Consider the following 14,476-nt stretch of genomic DNA (forward strand, 5'->3'; position numbering starts at 1 on the left):
CCGGCGCCAACCCAATCGGATACCTGGCAATTAAGCCCATAAATAAAGTTCCGACAGCAGCCGCAAGTGCCGTTGCAACGAACACGGCGCCTTTATCCATTCGCATGGAATCAGGTAGGTCGGGTACAACGTCTAAAGATAACATGATCGGATTAACCGCTAAAATATATGCCATGGCTAAAAATGTAGTAATTCCACCGATGATTTCACGACGATAGTTAGTGCCTAGTTTCTCAAACTCAAAATATTTTTTCATGGTGACCTTCCTTACTCTTATTGTGTAAAAAGAGGCATGCGAAATGGATTCGCATGCCTCTTTATTAATTCAAATAGAAAGAACTCTTCTATATATTGAATCGTAGTCGAAACATTTACGGTGTTTCGGTAGAGACTTCTAGGCCATATTCCCAGCGTTATACGATCATATTCTGTTGTTTATCTTATTCCCACTCAATAGTGCCCGGTGGTTTTGCTGTAATGTCATAAACTACGCGATTGACTTGGTCAACTTCTGCTGTAATTCGTGTACTGATTTTAGCCAGCACATCAAATGGGATACGAGCCCAGTCAGCTGTCATACCGTCTACAGAATGAACTGCTCTGATTCCGATTGCATAGTCGTACGAACGCTGTTCATTGCGAACACCCACACTACGGATATTCGGTAATACCGCGAAGTACTGCCAGATTGAACGATCTAGGCCAGCTATTGCAATTTCTTCACGCAAAATATAGTCTGCATCGCGAACAATATTGAGCTTATCTTCTGTAATCTCACCAAGTACACGAACTCCAAGTCCTGGACCAGGGAAAGGTTGACGATTAACGATTTCTTCAGGCAAACCAAGCTCTGCTCCAACTGCACGTACTTCATCTTTAAATAATGCACGTAATGGTTCGATTAACTCGAAGTCCATATCTTCAGGCAAACCGCCCACATTATGGTGAGATTTAATAGTTGCTGAAGTTGCAGTACCACTTTCGATAATATCTGCATAGATCGTACCTTGTGCTAAATACTTGATGCCATCCAATTTAGCGGATTCTTCGTCGAATACGTAAATGAATTCATTGCCGATAATTTTACGTTTTTGTTCAGGCTCTGTAATACCTTCAAGCTTCTTCAAGAAACGTTCACGCGCATCCACTTTAATAAAGTTCATGCTGAACTGTTCACTGAAGGTCTTAACGACACTTTCAACTTCGCCTTTACGAAGCAAACCATGATCAACAAAAATACATGTCAATTGATCACCGATTGCACGGTCGATCAGAGCAGCTACTACTGAAGAATCTACGCCGCCACTTAGCGCACAAAGTACTTTACGATCGCCAACCGTTGAACGGATTTTTTCTATTTCAATTTCAATGAAACGATCCATCGTCCAATCGCCCGATGCTTTACAAATTTCAAAAACAAAATTACGTAGGAAATCTTTGCCGTTCTCTGAACGGTGATCTTCTGGATGGAATTGAATCGCATAAACTTGCTGATCATCATTTGAAATTGCTGCAATATTACCAGCAGAGTCTTTTGCAGATGCAATGAAGCCTTCAGGCAATTCCACAACGTTAGAGCTGTGACTTACCCAAACATTTTGTTGCTCTGTTAAACCAGCAAACAATGCAGATGCAGTTTCCACTGTTAACGTCTCTTCTTTATTTTCGCTATTTGTACTCTTTTCTACAGTACCGCCAAAATGATTGACAATTAACTGTGTTCCGTAGCTGATACCCAGCACAGGAATGCCCAATGTGAATATTGCCGGATCGATATCATACGCTTGCTCGTCTCCAACAGATGCTGCACCGCCTGAAAGCACGATACCGACTGGATTCATTTCTTTGATTTCTTCAATAGTTGTTGTATGTGCGTGCAACTCACTATACACACCAAATTCACGAATTGTACGCGTGAAGAGCTGATTATATTTACTGCCGTAATCGAGAACTACAATTTTTTCTTGTCCAGCTAATACAGGAGCGTTTGACAACTGATCCACCTCTTCCAATTTTTTAGTACCATTTCATGACTCAACTACAAAAGACGCGTGAGAAAGTCAACTTTCCACGCGTCTCTTCTATCAAAGAATACAGGTACTACTATTCGATGATAGCTGACGTTCGTTAGTGCAAGATATGTCGAGAGCATTTCTTGCATCATCCGCTACATATTTTACGCATATTTTGTTGAAAAATCAATATGTAGTGCTAATAATTAAATCTTCCCACACTTCATTTAACTTATCCCACTCTTGTGACTGCCAATCATTCCCGTAAATTCCTCTTTCATATGCATTAGTTAAGACTTTCATTCGATTTCCAACAAATCGTTCATCTATAAGTACGGCATAATTTGAGAGTGTCATTGCGGTATCTTTTGGTGCGCCGATACGAGCTAATTGTTGTAACAACTGTGTATATTGCTGTTCAAACTTCTCGCGACCGTTTGGCTGCTTTCTAAGCTGTTGTACACGCCATTTCGGTAACCAATTGCTTCTTCGGCTATACAGTACGATACTTGCAATAATAATTAACGCAAGTAGCAGTGCATAAAGCCACCACTGAGAGAACCACCACGTAAGCTTCTGTTTAAACGCATCAAATAACGGGGATTTATTAATCTTCTTTGGAGCAACTTTCTCTTTTTCCACTTCTGGTTTTATAGGCTGTTTGATCTCCTCTTCTTCCGGATCAACACTTGGAATATCAAATTCAATATCTGTCGGATGTGTAAACCCTAATGTCGGCTCAAATGGCATCCAGCCGATTTCAGGAATATAGGCTTCCACCCAGGAATGCGCCTCATCATTTGTTACGCGATAGACATTTTCCCCTGATGCTTCAATCGCCACCTTACCAGGTGCAAACCCTTTTACCCAGCGTGTTGGTATGCCTGCCGACCGAAGCATGACTGCCATAGACGTTGAAAAATTATCACAATAACCTTTTTTTGTATCAAATAAAAATTGATCCACATAATCTTGGTCATCATCTGGCACAGGAACATTTTGCGTATCATAAACAAAACCATTCTTTTTAAAATACTGCTCAACAGCCTTCACTTTGTCGTAGACAGCAGTTTCGTTTTTCGTGATTGATAACGCAAGTTCTTTGACTCGATCAGGGAAACTCTCTGGAAGTTGGACGAAATGACTCATGTCTTCCGCTACCGTCTCATAGTTCACCATTTCGGGTTCTTGTAATTCAGACATGACATATTCCGGTTGTGTAAACTCCAATTCATACTGATTTACTTTCTCTTGAAGTCCCATCAGTAGATACAATCGGTTTGCAGCAACTTCATGCATTAGATGTAACCCTTCTGGTGAAGAAACCTTGTTGGTTCCATACGGGGTAGCCAAAAACGGGAGTGGTTCCGCAAATAACAACATGGCTTTTGACATTTCACTTTTCTCCGGGAGATCAACCAGATCTTCACCTGTAAATAATAGTTCTTTATTGTTTTCTTGGACTTGCTCCCAACCCTTTGACGTATATGTATCTTTCGTTTCGATACGCCAATACTGTCGTTCATCTACGGTTGCTTCAAACACTAATTGATGATCTTGAACGAACGCGCCACCTAGCTGCGAATCGTCAGGGTCATACCCTGCGCTTGCTAGCCCTTTGTCGGAATCATTATCTTCTACTCCACTTAACGATAATAAGTACGGTACAGGATCAGGCCAAGCAGGAGGATGTACTGGTGCATTTTTTGAAAGCAACCCAACAGACACAACAATCAGTAATACCGGCAATGAAAGGAGAAGTAGTCGTTTCGGACGAAGTGACAACGCTCCATCATCCGACAATTTAATCAATGTTAGGTACCCTATGATTAATAAGCCCACAATCATAATTCTGACAATCGAGGAAGTTGCATCATATGGAGTGAACGTATCCAAGATGGAGACAAAAACTACCGTAAAACCGAAAAACATCATCATACTACGTCGAACTTCAATCCAGTGACGAAGTAAATAAGCTATCATCCAAACTAGCGTAAACAATAATAACGTACGGAATAAATTCGATAATTCACCAAGATCTCCTTGGATCAGAAATAGGATGTTCCGCTGTACGTCTGCTACTATTTCGCCTGTCGTCTGTATAGATATCCATAATCGATCAAGATACATATAATGTATAGCCCATAACACATAAAAGATCTGAACCGCGCCACTGATCCACCATGGCAGTCGAAGTAATGCCAATGTGAAAAAAAGCACCAAATAGATAATGAATAAAGAAGGATGTCCAAAATCAGTTAAATCCATAATGGGGATAAACCATTCCCATAGCAATACGGTGCTGAGTGCGTACAAAAAAATAAGCACTTTCCAATCCAATGTTTGTTTCTTCATAGAGTCACCGCCTTATTTAAAGCCGACGAACGATTTGACGGATAGATTAATTTCACAGTAATACCAAGCGTTTTCACTTGCTTAACAATAGGTTCTAGTGTTTTCGCAGCCTTTTCATCTGCCATCATGACAAAGCAAGTTATTGTGGAAGCCTTACGCGTATGCGTCAACAGATTACGAATGAACTCCATGCGAAGATTACCTGTAATAAGCAACAAGGCACCTTCAGATATGGTTTTCTCTACCGGTAACTTAATCTTTTGTATGTCTTCAGATTGAATTTTGGCGAGGTGCACTAAAGCTTGCCGTGTCTGATCAGCGGATTGTATTAACGGAAAAACTTTCGGATGATCACTAGCTGTCATCATGGTCAGCTTGGATTGATTCTGTCTGGCGGATGCAACAATTGATGCAGCAAACTCCACCGCATCTTCAAATGTTTCGGATGTTCCACAATCCAGTACCAATGTATATTGTTCGGATCGCTGTTCGTCAAATTCCTTCGTCATTAATTTCGAAGTACGTGCAAACGACTTCCAATGAATCCAAGACATTCGATCACCTGGCGCATATTCCCTGACGCTCGATGATGTAGTGGCCTCCTTTGCCAGCATATACGCGGAAAGTTGCTGACCACCACTCGTCCCATTCGATCCTGATTCATAGACGATCGTTGTTATACTTGGATAGACCAAAAAATTATCTCGAACGGTAAACACTTTTCTTTTTTGAATCCAATTAAAAAAATCCACTACTTCTATTGTCACTTCCGGCAAAGTATATTCTCCACGTTGAACATTCTTAAGCAAATAGGTGTACTCATACGTCTTTCGAAATCCTAGAAGCGTGATGTTCCGTTCGACTTTTTCGCGTTTAGCGTGCACTCGTTTATCCATAAGAACAACATAAAGTAAAGGGAAGGGTAGTTTCCTTTTTAGAACTACCCGAATGGATACTTGTCCATTTCTCGTAACATGGTGTTGATCGATATGTCGTGCAATAGTTATATCACGTAACGGATAGAAGAAGAGAAGCACGGAGTACGTTACGAAAGGTATTAGCGTGTAGAAAACAAACCAGCTAACGAAACTCCCTTGAAATTTCGCAAAGGCATACGCAGCCGCACCAATGACAATAACACCTGCGAAGCGTCCGAATGATTGCAACTGCTTCATAAAGAAGCCGACCTGCGCATGACCGGAACTTCTAGACGATCAAGAATACGGCTAATGATTGCCTCTGCATCAATTCCTTCGTATTTTGCTTCAGGGCGAAGTATCATTCGATGGGTAAATGCGTACGTCACTAAATATTGCACATCGTCCGGCAACACGAACGTCCGTCCTTTTATGAATGCATAGGCCTGACATGCTTTCATTAGTGCCATCGAGCCACGTGGACTCACGCCTAATGAAACTGATTCATGCTGACGAGTGGCATCTGCACAATCCACAATATAAGAAACAATCGTATCGTCTACCGCAACTTCTCGCACATGATGTTGTAATTCAAGTAATTCATCCACTGTTAGAATAGCCTCGATCTCGTCGATTGGCGTTTGCCTTTCTGCTCTTTTTAATAATTCTATCTCTTGTTGCTTCGTCGGATAACCCATCTTTAATTTGAAAATAAAGCGATCTAACTGAGCTTCTGGCAGAGGGTATGTTCCCTCATATTCAATAGGATTTTGTGTCGCCATAACGAAAAATGGTTTCGGTAATTGAATAGTCGTTCCATCTACTGTAATCGAAGCTTCTTCCATTCCTTCTAACAACGCAGCTTGTGTTTTCGGTGATGTCCGATTAATTTCATCCGCCAATATAATGTTTCCTATTAAAGGTCCTGGACGAAATTCGAATTGCATTGTCTGAGGATTGTAAATAGATACGCCCGAAACATCCGACGGCAATAAATCCGGTGTGAATTGAATCCGCTTAAACTGTGCGCCAATTGAGGTAGCCAGCGCTCTTACTAGCATCGTCTTACCGACACCCGGCACATCTTCCAATAACACATGCCCCCCTGCGAGTAAGGCGGTCAAACTTAATTCTGCTATATCCCTTTTTCCCACAATAACTTTTTCTACGTTGTTCAATACCCGTTCGATCCATTGTGCATGCATAGTTGTTCTCCCCCGTCACGAACTGAATCCGCCTTTTATATGTGACTATCATACCTGAAACACATAACTCCGACAAACAGAAAAACTGCCGACCCTTTGTCTTTAAAAAGGTCGGCAGTTTTCATTTCCAAAATTCATCAAATATTGTAATCGGCAAGTGTCGTTTATGGGCTGATTTCAAATAATGTCCTTCTATTTGCTTGCGCGCTTCATCTGACACTTCTTTGCCTTCGAGGTAATCATCAATTTCATCGTATGATACACCTAATGCCACTTCGTCCGGAATCGCAGGTTTATTACCTTCTAGATCGGCTGTAGGGATTTTATTGTATAAATGCGGAGGACATTCTAGCGCCTCCAATAATTGTTTCCCTTGGCGCTTATTCAAACGGTAGATCGGCATAAGATCAGCTGCCCCGTCACCAAATTTCGTGTAGAAACCAGTAATAGCTTCTGCAGCGTGATCCGAACCAAGAACGACGGCGTGATGAACAGCAGCTACGGAATATTGTACCTTCATACGTTCACGCGCTTTTTCATTTCCTTTATCAAAATCCGTAATATGAATACCAGCATTAATCATAGTTCGTTCACTGGCATCTACAGCATCTTTAATATCGACTGAATAGACAACAGACGGTCTGATGAAACGCAATGCATCTTGACAGTCGTCTTCGTCAAATTGCACACCGTACGGTAAACGGATCGCATAAAAGCGGTACTTTTCTTCTCCCGCTTCTTCATTCAACTCATCAATCGCCATTTGCGCCAGCTTTCCAACTAATGTGGAGTCTTGGCCACCGGAAATACCGAGGGTGAATCCCAGTAGAAATGTATTCTTTTTCAAATACGCCTTCATGAAATCAATGGAAGTCCGGATCTCTTGCTGCGGGTCGATTTCCGGCTTCACACGTAATGTCTGGATAATTTCTTGCTGCAATGTCAACGCTTCCACTTCCTTTTTATTGTTTTGTATAATTTTCGACCATTTCATGCACTTCTTCAATATTCCGTCTTTTATTGTCCCAACACTTTTGACTAAGATCAACAGGATACTCTTCAGGATTTAATGATCGTTTATATTCTTCCCAAAGTAGAGAAAGGTTTTGTTGTGCATATTCTCGAATTTCATAGACAGAAGGGTTTTTATAAATAACTTCTCCATCCTGAATAACTTTCTCATGTAAGTTTACGGCTTCAAAATTCGTTACAAACTTCGAGATGAACGTATGAACAGGATGGAACATTTTGATACGTCCTTCCTTTGTGGGATCCTCGTCGTGCATCGTAATATAGTCGCCTTCCGCTTTACCATTTTCAAGATCAATGATTCGGTACAGTTTTTTACGTCCAGGTGTTGTTACTTTTTCTACGTTTGCTGAGATTTTAATCGTATCCTCCATCTCGCCATCGCTCGTTTCAATAGAAACAATTTTATAGACTGCTCCGAGTGCCGGCTGATCGTATGCCGTAATTAACTTCGTACCGATACCCCAAATGTCTACTTGTGCTCCTTGTGCTTTCAAGTTCAAAATTGTGTACTCGTCCAAATCATTGGATACAACAATTTTCGCGTCCGGGAAACCTGCTTCATCCAACATACGGCGAGTTTCTTTTGACAAGAATGCAATATCACCGCTGTCTAGTCGCACTCCGATGAAGTTAATGCTGTCACCAAGCTCTTTTGCTACTTTAATAGCTGTCGGAACACCAATTTTTAATGTATTGTACGTATCCACCAAGAATACGCAGTCTTTATGACGCTCTGCATAGACTTTAAATGCCGTGTACTCATCTTTATAAGCTTGGACAAACGAATGCGCATGTGTACCTGAAACATCCAATCCAAATAACTTTCCTGCACGGACGTTACTCGTAGATTCTACACCGCCAATAACAGCTGCCCGGGCGCCCCAAACTGCGGCATCCATTTCATGTGCACGTCGGCTACCGAACTCCATCACGATATCATCTTTCACTACTTGCTTGATACGGCTCGCTTTAGTGCTGATCAACGTTTGATAGTTCACGATATTCAATAATGCTGTCTCGATTAATTGTGCTTCTATAAGATTTGCTTCAATCCGAATAATTGGTTCATTCGCAAAAACGAGTTCTCCCTCTTTCATGGAGTAAACGTCTCCGGTGAAACGGATGTCTTTCAAATAGTCTAGGAAATCATCTGCGAATCCTAGTTCTTCATGTAAATAGGCTAGGTCGCTTTCAGTGAATGAGAAATTCTCAAGATATGTCAAGATATGTTCAAGGCCAGAAAATACTGCATAGCCGTTGCCGAATGGAATTTTTCTGAAATATACTTCGAATACTGCTTTCCGTTCGTGGATACCATCTGCCCAGTATGATTCTGCCATATTGATCTGGTACAGGTCTGTGTGTAACGCTAAGCTGTCGTCTTTGTATGATGAAGTCATAGTCGTCTCCTTCTTCCGCTGCAATAATACTGTCATTATACACTATTTTCCCTATTTCTCAGTAAAGTAATCATCGAGTGGTGAATTGTCTTGAGAAATTGGATTTTAAGTATAAGTGTGTTGGCACTGTTGTTTTCCAATACTGAATGTTAATGCATTAGAAAAAAGCTAATTTCCGATAGTTGTCGGAAATCAGCTTCTTTCTCACGTAATTATTTTACATCCGTTTCTTGTAAAGGTTCTGATTTTCAAAACCACTCAATAGCATAGGAAGAGTTTCTTGCGTTAGCAATCTTCTATAACAATATACGTCGCTTTGACCGGTCCGTGTACGCCAATGACTAAGTTCATTTCAATATCGGCGGAGTTGCTTGGGCCTGTGATGAAGTTGATGCAGGACGGAACTTTCTCGCCGTTGTTGAGTTTTTCCCGAATCATGTCTGATGCTTGGGTGATTCTTGGGACTAGTGTACTTTTTGGTATTAGGGCAATATAGTGTGTTGGGAGTAGGCTGACGGAACGTCCTTTGTCTGGGCTACTGAATAGTACGACGGTGCCTGACTCGGCTAGTGTCATGTCGCTGAAGGTGATGCCGATATTTGCTTGCTCGGCCAATTCAATATTCTTCTCCCCAAGTGAAGTGTCCCAACTATTGACTTCAATTTGTTGTGAAGGCCAATCAGTTTCTAGCAGCTTAGATAATCCGTATTCCGCAAAACGTTCGTCTTTCCATAAGGATAACGGTCCGCCACCGTAGGCTTTTACTACTTCATCAAGCGCAGCTGGGAGCGCCTCTTTTGTTGTTTCAACGATGTCTGTATGGATCTGCTCACATTGAACACGTAATACTTCTAGTAACTCATCAATTGAAGCGTTTGCAAGCACTGTGCGTTGAGGCTGATGTTTCCATTCGGGCTTTTCTACTTGTGCCTTCTGCTCACGACCTAATTGTGTCGCAATATTTCCAAGAAAAGCATCACGATTTTGAATTGTTCCTGTCATACTTATTTGCCCCCTTTCTGATCATAAAACCAGTCTCGGAAACGTGTATTTCCAACAGCCGGGAACTCCCGTAGATCCGTCCATTCCTTTAACGGACCGGGCCCTTTTGAGATGCGATCATTTTTAGTCAATGGCTTCATTGCAGTGGATGCAACTTTCGCACCCATCGAGTACAACGGGTTTGAAGAAGCACCTATTCCAAACGCTTTCATCGCAAGTCTTTCCGATATTGGGGAGCGACCTTCTTCTTCTACAATGATACGGCGATGAGTATGAAGTAGTTCGTGAAGAGGGATTTTCACTGGACAAGCATCTGTGCACGCTCCACATAATGTAGAAGCGAACGGCAACTCCTTGAAGTCATCGTATCCTCCAAGCAATGGAGATAGTACCGCACCGATCGGACCAGAATAGATGGAGCCGTAAGAGTGTCCGCCAATATGCCGGTAGACAGGGCATACGTTAACACATGCAGCACAACGGATACATTGCAGTACGGACTGGAATTCCGTTCCTAATATTTCAGAACGTCCGTTATCGACTATCACTAAGTGAAACTCTTCAGGTCCATCTATATCTCCTTCATCGCGAGGACCTGTTAATGCCGTTACATAACTTGTTAATTTTTGTCCTACTGCACTTCGTGTCAATAAACTAACTAGCACTTCGAATTCTTCAAAGGAAGGTACTACCCGTTCCATCCCCATGACGGTAATTTGGGTTTTTGGCAACGCGGATACAAGTCGCGCATTGCCTTCATTGGTTACAAGACTAATAGAGCCAGTTTCAGCTATAGCAAAGTTGCATCCTGTAATACCGATATCCGCATCTAGAAATTCCTGACGCAGTTTTTCCCGTGCATGCAAAGCTAATTCTTCGGGTTTGGATGTATTATGATAATCTAATTTCTCCGCGAACACTTCGCGGATTTGTTCTCTGTTTTTATGAAGAGCTGGTGCTACGATGTGGGACGGTGGGTCATGGTCGTCTACTTGTAGAATATACTCGCCTAAATCCGTCTCGATTACTTCACATCCAGCTTCTTCTAAAACAGCATTCAAATTAATCTCTTCCGTTACCATAGATTTTGACTTCACAACTTTTTTGCCATCTTTTTCTTTGATAACATTACGAACATAGTTACTCGCTTCTTCAGCGGTTTTGGCAAAGAAGACATGGCCGCCACGCTCTGCTACATTTTCACTTAGCTGGTATAAATAAAAGTCTAGATTTTCTAGAACATGCTGACGAATTTCTTCTCCATGCGAACGCCATTCTTCCCAACTGCCCAATTCTTCAGCGGCATCCAATCGTCTACCATGCAAACGCTCCTGAGCACTTGCCACTGCTTGTCTCATAAAATCGTCTGCTATATTGTCTTTTGTTCGATCCGTAAAATTTTTCTTGCTGAATTTCATCGACATACTTATCACCTCACTTTTATTTACTCGTGGCTATTTAATACTTGTGCGATGTGCATTACACGGATCGGCTTACCGACCCGTTCTGCACGCCCTCCAATATTCATCAGGCAACCACAGTCCGCTCCAATTAAATAATCTGCTTCTGTCGCCATGGCACTATTGACTTTCTCATCTACCATTTGTTCCGAAATATCTCCCATCTTGACGGAGAACGTCCCACCGAAACCACAGCAATTATGCGCGTTTGGTAGCGGGATCATTTCGAGACCTTCCACCTGATCCAATAGTTTTCTAGGTTCTTCACTGGCACCTAGTAATCTCGTCATATGGCAAGAGGGATGATAAGTCGCTTTTCCTGTCAATTTTGCTCCTACATTTTCGACTTGCAAAACATTCACAAGAAACTGTGTGAATTCATACGTTTTATCCGCTAGCTTCTGTGCTCGTGGTAACCAATTCGGATCGTCTTTAAATACGTCCGGGTACAATTTAAACATTGTCGCACATGATCCAGAAGGTGTAACTACGTATTCAGCGTCCTCAAACGTCTTAATCATATTCTTCATAGCTGACTTTGAACTTTCAACATATCCACTGTTATAGGCAGGTTGTCCGCAACATACCTGTCCTTTGGGAAATGACAACTCACAGCCTTGTCTCTCCAATACTTCCACCATGTCTTTGCCTGCGTCTGCATAAAACATATCAACCAAACATGTTATAAATAAGCTAACCTTCATCCCTTTCACCTCTTCGCAATATCTTTATAGTCAACAGGTCATCAGATGACTAACTTTTTACATAGCATACTATACTTATCCTTCCATTAACAGAGCATTCATTCATTATTATTAAAAAATTCACTCAACGTATAGTGAGTGAACAGTGTTATTCATGTACCGACTGCCAATATGTCGTTAACACAGACTCTACATTCAACAAGTGGGCTTGCATGGTACTAGCCGCTTTTTCTGGTTGCTGTGATTGAATAGCTAAAAAGATCGCCTCATGTTCATCGTGTAAACGCTCTACTGTTGCTGTTTCTGTGTAGAGACAAATGCGACGCGTCTCTCTCATCGATTCACTCATCAACTCGGCTACTTGACTTAATAAGTTTAGCAATAACGGATTTTTTGTTGCTCCTGCGATGGCAAAATGAAAGTCCAGATCCGCTTTTTCTCCCAGTAGAATATCTCCGGCATGCTCCTTCATTTCATGAAGCGCCGTTTCCATTTTCTCCAAATCATCTGCTGTACGTGATTCCGCTGCATTCGCCGCCGCTCCGGTCTCCACTATTTTTCTTACAGCCAATAAGTGTTGAATATCCTGTTGATTCATAAGCATGGCACTTTGCAGAGGAAAGATTAGATCGACAGAAGAGAACTCCTTGACGTATGTACCCTCTCCCTGACGCATTTCAATCAGTCCTCTAGCACGTAATGTAGATAAGGCTTCACGGATTGTAGATCTGCCAACGGTAAAGTTTTCAGCCAGTTGCTGTACAGAGTCCAATTTGTCACCCGGTTTTAACTCTCCCGACTGTATAGAGTTCAATAAACTATCTGCTACTTCTTCATATATTTTCTTTGGTTTAATTTGCTTATATTTCATCTTGCTCACTCCGTCCTATCACTAACCCAGCTTGTCTTCTCTAATTGTAATAAACTTTGCTTACAATCCTTGCCATCGCGGTAGCCTGATAAACTTCCGTCTTTTGCAATAACACGGTGACAGGGTACTACAATCAACACGGGGTTTTTACCTATTGCAGATGCCACCGCACGAACAGAAGATACATTTCCTATACGTTCTGCTATATTTGAATATGTGCGAGTTTCCCCATACGGTATTTGTTGAAGGGCTTGCCATACTTGTTGCTGAAATAGTGTCCCTTTTAAATCGAGGGAAACCGTTGGGAAGTTCGTTATTGTACCTGATAAGTACTTTTTCAACTCACTTATATAGACTGTTAACTTCGTTTTGTCTTCTATTAATCCTTCCGTATCAGAGCGTTTCAACCATTCCTTTAATCGCTCTACACTATCGTCAGCCATTCCGACATAGCACAGTCCCTTTTCCGTAGCTGCCAGTGTCACTAGCCATTCATTAAATTCAAATTGTGTCCAATATACCAAAATGTTCACTCTCCTTCATCCGAATAGTTTTAAGCCCACAGCCCCTAGAATAATGAGCGAAAGAAAGAAAAGACGTTTGAGGCTGGCGGATTCTTTGAAAATCAATATTCCCATCAACACGGCTCCAGCTGCTCCAAATCCTGTCCAAACCGCATAAGCTGTACTCATCTGAATTTCTCTCATCGCAAGTGACAAGAAAATAAAGCCGAAGCCAAATACCCCTACAATGAGAAATAATCGTTTAATGGAACGCTTTTGCAAGTAATAATTGATACTCATTACACCGAAAATTTCACCGAGACTGGCAATAGCTAAATACACCCATGCCATTATCAGCCACCTCCTTCTGCATCCACCTGATCATCGTCCGTTGTAAGCTTAATGCCAACTACGCCAATGACAATCAAACCGATGAACGATAGCGTAACCCATGTGAACGCTGCATGAAAGACGAATATATCCACTAATAGGATAGCGGCGGCGCCGGATCCTGTAAAGACTGCATACACCGTACCCGAAGGCAATTTTTCACAAGCCTTAATAATGAAATAAAAACTAAAGATAATGGCCACACCGGTTCCAGTCCATTGGAGTACTGTGTCAGAGTACCGAAGACCGACTACCCAGAGGATTTCTATAACTGCCGCCAATGCGACGTAACTCCAAGCCATAAGGAAGACTCCCCCCATCGTGATGCGTATCTAGTAAGTATAGCAAATATTTTACTGAAACAAAAAAATCATCTGATCGCACTTTAAAGGAAGCTTGCATCTAGTATATCTGCATGATAGAATAAATTCGTCAACAGTTTTGCCTATATTGCGAATATTCTTATCGAGAGAGACGGAGGGATAGGCCCAGAGATGTCTCAGCAACCAGCCACAGGCACGGTGCTAAATCCAAGGGTGACAATCACCTTGAAGATGAGAATATTGTATACACTTGTATGTTCGAGGGCCTATTCGAAAAGAAGAGGTTCTTTTTTATTTTTTCT

The 14,476-nt window shown here is 41.7% G+C and carries 14 protein-coding genes and 2 riboswitches (1 of these 16 cut by a window edge); all 14 genes read right to left on the reverse strand.

The annotated features are described in order from the left end of the window. Window positions 1-256, reverse strand: the start of a protein-coding gene (locus SporoP32a_RS06545; RefSeq protein ID WP_085427167.1) for an NCS2 family permease. The gene continues 1,079 nt to the left of window position 1, outside the view; only the first 256 of its 1,335 coding nucleotides appear in the window; it begins with the start codon at window positions 254-256; its stop codon lies beyond the left edge, outside the window. Between the two features lie 83 nt (window positions 257-339). After that, window positions 340-441, reverse strand: a riboswitch (purine riboswitch). Further along, on the reverse strand, window positions 441-1,994 hold the full coding sequence (gene guaA / locus SporoP32a_RS06550) for a glutamine-hydrolyzing GMP synthase (RefSeq protein WP_085427168.1): 1,554 nt from the start codon (window positions 1,992-1,994) through the stop codon (window positions 441-443). (Overlaps the previous riboswitch by 1 nt.) A gap of 204 nt (window positions 1,995-2,198) precedes the next feature. Further along, the gene (locus tag SporoP32a_RS06555; protein WP_085427169.1) at window positions 2,199-4,367 is read right to left on the reverse strand and encodes a transglutaminase-like domain-containing protein; all 2,169 of its coding nucleotides are present in this window, start codon (window positions 4,365-4,367) and stop codon (window positions 2,199-2,201) included. Beyond that, complete coding sequence (locus tag SporoP32a_RS06560; protein WP_085427170.1) at window positions 4,364-5,542, reverse strand: DUF58 domain-containing protein; 1,179 nt, start codon at window positions 5,540-5,542, stop codon at window positions 4,364-4,366. Before SporoP32a_RS06560 ends, SporoP32a_RS06555 begins: the two co-directional genes overlap by 4 nt. Next, window positions 5,539-6,489: an AAA family ATPase gene (locus SporoP32a_RS06565; RefSeq protein WP_085427171.1), complete on the reverse strand. Its 951-nt coding sequence runs from the start codon at window positions 6,487-6,489 to the stop codon at window positions 5,539-5,541. Before SporoP32a_RS06565 ends, SporoP32a_RS06560 begins: the two co-directional genes overlap by 4 nt. 121 nt (window positions 6,490-6,610) lie before the next feature. Then, complete coding sequence (gene nadE, locus SporoP32a_RS06570) at window positions 6,611-7,435, reverse strand: ammonia-dependent NAD(+) synthetase (RefSeq protein WP_085429007.1); 825 nt, start codon at window positions 7,433-7,435, stop codon at window positions 6,611-6,613. 16 nt (window positions 7,436-7,451) lie between these two features. After that, window positions 7,452-8,921: a nicotinate phosphoribosyltransferase gene (locus SporoP32a_RS06575; protein WP_085427172.1), complete on the reverse strand. Its 1,470-nt coding sequence runs from the start codon at window positions 8,919-8,921 to the stop codon at window positions 7,452-7,454. A gap of 285 nt (window positions 8,922-9,206) precedes the next feature. After that, window positions 9,207-9,923, reverse strand: coding sequence for a LutC/YkgG family protein (locus SporoP32a_RS06580; RefSeq protein WP_085427173.1), 717 nt, complete (start codon window positions 9,921-9,923; stop codon window positions 9,207-9,209). A gap of 2 nt (window positions 9,924-9,925) precedes the next feature. After that, window positions 9,926-11,347 carry a LutB/LldF family L-lactate oxidation iron-sulfur protein gene (locus SporoP32a_RS06585; protein WP_085427174.1) on the reverse strand — a complete coding sequence of 474 codons (1,422 nt, stop codon included), beginning with the start codon at window positions 11,345-11,347 and terminating at the stop codon, window positions 9,926-9,928. Window positions 11,348-11,367: 20 nt separating this feature from the next. Then, on the reverse strand, window positions 11,368-12,087 hold the full coding sequence (locus SporoP32a_RS06590) for a (Fe-S)-binding protein (RefSeq protein ID WP_085427175.1): 720 nt from the start codon (window positions 12,085-12,087) through the stop codon (window positions 11,368-11,370). A 148-nt stretch (window positions 12,088-12,235) separates the two neighbouring features. Beyond that, complete coding sequence (locus SporoP32a_RS06595; protein ID WP_085427176.1) at window positions 12,236-12,958, reverse strand: FadR/GntR family transcriptional regulator; 723 nt, start codon at window positions 12,956-12,958, stop codon at window positions 12,236-12,238. Window positions 12,959-12,963: 5 nt separating this feature from the next. Beyond that, entirely contained in the window at window positions 12,964-13,491 is a 528-nt protein-coding gene (locus SporoP32a_RS06600; protein WP_157129939.1) for a methylated-DNA--[protein]-cysteine S-methyltransferase, read from the reverse strand. Window positions 13,492-13,497: 6 nt separating this feature from the next. After that, window positions 13,498-13,812 carry a DMT family transporter gene (locus SporoP32a_RS06605; protein WP_085427177.1) on the reverse strand — a complete coding sequence of 105 codons (315 nt, stop codon included), beginning with the start codon at window positions 13,810-13,812 and terminating at the stop codon, window positions 13,498-13,500. A gap of 2 nt (window positions 13,813-13,814) precedes the next feature. Beyond that, window positions 13,815-14,153 (reverse strand): DMT family transporter, encoded by a 339-nt coding sequence (locus tag SporoP32a_RS06610; protein WP_085427178.1) that lies wholly within the window; start codon window positions 14,151-14,153, stop codon window positions 13,815-13,817. Between the two features lie 157 nt (window positions 14,154-14,310). Next, a riboswitch (SAM riboswitch) is annotated at window positions 14,311-14,412 on the forward strand. Window positions 14,413-14,476 lie beyond the last annotated feature (64 nt).

It is taken from the genome of Sporosarcina ureae (assembly GCF_002109325.1).
Lineage (GTDB): Bacteria > Bacillota > Bacilli > Bacillales_A > Planococcaceae > Sporosarcina > Sporosarcina ureae_C.

What these genes read in the sequence shown, in the direction of transcription:
- SporoP32a_RS06555 (WP_085427169.1), bottom strand. Translation starts at nt 4,367, where the DNA reads ATGAAGAAACAAACATTGGATTGGAAAGTGCTTATTTTTTTGTACGCA.
- SporoP32a_RS06560 (WP_085427170.1), bottom strand. Translation starts at nt 5,542, where the DNA reads ATGAAGCAGTTGCAATCATTCGGACGCTTCGCAGGTGTTATTGTCATT.
- SporoP32a_RS06565 (WP_085427171.1), bottom strand. Translation starts at nt 6,489, where the DNA reads ATGCATGCACAATGGATCGAACGGGTATTGAACAACGTAGAAAAAGTT.
- SporoP32a_RS06575 (WP_085427172.1), bottom strand. Translation starts at nt 8,921, where the DNA reads ATGACTTCATCATACAAAGACGACAGCTTAGCGTTACACACAGACCTG.
- SporoP32a_RS06580 (WP_085427173.1), bottom strand. Translation starts at nt 9,923, where the DNA reads ATGACAGGAACAATTCAAAATCGTGATGCTTTTCTTGGAAATATTGCG.
- SporoP32a_RS06585 (WP_085427174.1), bottom strand. Translation starts at nt 11,347, where the DNA reads ATGTCGATGAAATTCAGCAAGAAAAATTTTACGGATCGAACAAAAGAC.
- SporoP32a_RS06590 (WP_085427175.1), bottom strand. Translation starts at nt 12,087, where the DNA reads ATGAAGGTTAGCTTATTTATAACATGTTTGGTTGATATGTTTTATGCA.
- SporoP32a_RS06595 (WP_085427176.1), bottom strand. Translation starts at nt 12,958, where the DNA reads ATGAAATATAAGCAAATTAAACCAAAGAAAATATATGAAGAAGTAGCA.
- SporoP32a_RS06605 (WP_085427177.1), bottom strand. Translation starts at nt 13,812, where the DNA reads ATGGCATGGGTGTATTTAGCTATTGCCAGTCTCGGTGAAATTTTCGGT.
- SporoP32a_RS06610 (WP_085427178.1), bottom strand. Translation starts at nt 14,153, where the DNA reads ATGGCTTGGAGTTACGTCGCATTGGCGGCAGTTATAGAAATCCTCTGG.